Genomic DNA, 2,232 nt, shown 5'->3' on the forward strand with positions numbered 1-2,232 from the left:
AAATTTCAAACGGATTTCAGATAATGATTGGTTAACTACTGATTCCTTGTCTGCAACGAATACTAATACGTCACCAGTTTCAGCTTGTAAACGATCCATTAATGGTGCAGGATTGTCTTTAAAGAATTTACCAATAGGACCTGATAAACCTTCGTCAGTGACTTTGATCCAAGCCACACCTTTAGCCCCGTATGTAGATGCAAATGGTGTTAAATTGTCTAAGTCTTTACGAGAGTAGTTGTCACCAGCACCTTTGATATTGATGGCTTTAACGATGCCACCTTTTTCAATTGCTTGGTTAAATACTTTGAATTCATATTGATCAACGATATCAGAAATTTCCACTAATTCTAAACCAAAACGAGTATCTGGTTTGTCGTTACCATAACGTGCCATTGCATCATCATAAGTAATGATTGGGAAGCTTTCGGTGATATCAATGTTTTTAGTACGTTTCACGACTGTTTTCAACATACCTTCTACTAAATCACGAATTTCTTCTTGTGTTAAGAAAGTTGTTTCTAAGTCGATTTGCGTAAATTCTGGTTGTCGGTCTCCGCGTAAATCTTCATCACGGAAACAACGGACAACTTGGTAGTAACGGTCCATACCAGCAGACATCAACAATTGTTTGAATAATTGTGGTGATTGCGGTAAGGCATAGAATTCACCTGGATGTACACGAGATGGGACTAAGTAGTCACGTGCACCCTCTGGCGTAGATTTGGTTAAGTAAGGTGTTTCTACTTCGATAAATTCTTGATCGTCTAAGTAACGATGGATTGTAGATACTACTTGATGACGTAATTTCATGTTATTCGCCATTTTTGGACGACGTAAATCTACGTAACGGTATTTCATACGAATTTCATCGTTTACATCAATGTCATCTTCAACTGGGAATGGTGGTGTTTTTGAAATGTTTAAGATTGTTAAATCAGAAACCATCACTTCAATGTCACCAGTTTTAATTTTAGGATTTGCTAATCCTTCACCACGTAACACAACTTCACCAGTTACTTCAATCACGTATTCAGAACGTAAACGTTCAGCTTCAGCAAATTGGTCCCCTAAGTTTTCAACGTTGAATACAGCTTGAACGATACCCTCACGGTCACGCAAATCAACAAAGATTACCCCACCTAGGTCACGACGTTTTTGTACCCATCCTTTTAATGTTACAGTTTGTCCAACGAATTCGTTAGAGACATTTCCACAATACACACTACGTTGCATTATATGCAGCTCCTTTTATTTTAAATCTCTTTTATTTCTTTTCTCTGTTTTAAAAATAATTACTATTGGTTTAATTCTTGGTAAATGCTTGCAAAATCATCCGCAAATTTTTCTAGCGGGTAGGCGGCTTCTTTACCAGAGGCCATATGTTTAACCGTGATTTGGTTATTTTCCAATTCAGATTCACCAATAGTAACAACCAAGTCTGCACCTAGTTTATTGGCATCTTTAAATTGTTTTTTAGGTTTGGCACCAGAGAAGTTTCGGTCAGCTGAAAAACCAGCGTGACGCACATGTTGCAAGACTTTCATTGCTGCTTCATCGGTACCATCTCCGATATTCACTACATAAACGTCAAGTTCATGCATGGCTGGTACTTGGACTTCTTGCGCCTTCATCAATAGGATTAAACGCTCGATTCCTAAACCGAAACCAAAGCCTGGAACAGACTCTTTACCATCTGAAATCTCTTGAACTAAACCATCATAGTTACCCCCACCACAAATTGTTGTTTGGGCACCAAAGACTTTATCTTCAGATATGATTTCGAAGATTGTGTCTTGGTAGTAGTCTAAACCACGTACCATATTTGGATCGATTTCAAATTCAATACCTAAGGCTGTTAATAAAGATTGCACTTCATTAAAGCGTTTAGTTGATTCTTCAGAAAGGTAATCCAAGATTGACGGCGCATTGGCCACGATTTCGATATCTTTTTTATCTTTTGAATCCAATACGCGTAACGGATTTTTATGTAGACGTGTTTTAGAATCTTCAGATAATTCATCCGTAAATGGTGTTAGATAGTCTATTAGAGCTTGGCGGTAAGCAAGACGCGAACTGGTGTCCCCTAATGAATTGATCACTAGCTTGATATGTTGGATATTTAGCGATTTAAATAGATCCATTGCTAAAGCAATCGTTTCTACATCTTTGGCAGCATTTGCTTCACCAAATACTTCAACACCGATTTGATGGAATTGGCGTAAGCGACCA

The 2,232-nt window shown here is 37.9% G+C and carries 2 protein-coding genes; both read right to left on the reverse strand.

Annotation, left to right across the window (positions count from 1 at the left end; translation table 11 throughout):
• The coding region (aspS, locus tag ACRCJ0_RS12410; protein WP_431388346.1) for an aspartate--tRNA ligase at positions 1–1,239 on the reverse strand (1,239 nt) is incomplete at its 3' end.
• 59 nt (positions 1,240–1,298) lie between these two features.
• Positions 1,299–2,232: histidine--tRNA ligase (hisS, locus tag ACRCJ0_RS12415; RefSeq protein ID WP_431390620.1), on the reverse strand; the 934-nt coding region annotated here is incomplete at its 5' end.

Source organism: Aerococcus sp. L_32 (assembly GCF_050689315.1).